1 pseudogene is annotated in these 494 nt (G+C 69.0%); it reads right to left on the minus strand.

Annotated elements, in window-relative coordinates:
- Positions 1 to 494: pseudogene (gene carB / locus ADL08_RS12475) on the minus strand (carbamoyl phosphate synthase large subunit); the annotation flags it as partial.

Consider the following 494-nt stretch of genomic DNA (forward strand, 5'->3'; position numbering starts at 1 on the left):
AGCGCCTGCGCCAGGCCGAGAGGGGTCTGGCCGCCGAGCTGCACGACGACGCCCGCGACCGGCCCGGCGAGGGTCTCGGCGTGGACGATCTCCAGCACGTCCTCCAGGGTGAGCGGCTCGAAGTAGAGGCGGTCGGAGGTGTCGTAGTCGGTGGAGACGGTCTCGGGGTTGCAGTTGACCATCACGGTCTCGTAGCCCGCCTCGCTCAGCGCGAAGGAGGCGTGGACGCAGGAGTAGTCGAACTCGATGCCCTGCCCGATCCGGTTCGGACCCGAGCCCAGGATGATCACCGCCGGCTTCTCGCGCGGCGCGACCTCGGACTCCTCGTCGTAGGAGGAGTAGAAGTACGGCGTCTTCGCCGCGAACTCCGCCGCACAGGTGTCCACCGTCTTGTAGACCGGCCGGACCCCGAGCGCGTGCCGGACCTCACGGACCACGTCCTCGCGCAGACCCCGGATCTCCGCGATCTGGGCATCGGAGAAACCGTGCCGCTT

Source organism: Streptomyces sp. NRRL F-6492 (genome assembly GCF_001280125.1).
In the GTDB taxonomy this organism is placed as follows: domain Bacteria; phylum Actinomycetota; class Actinomycetes; order Streptomycetales; family Streptomycetaceae; genus Streptomyces.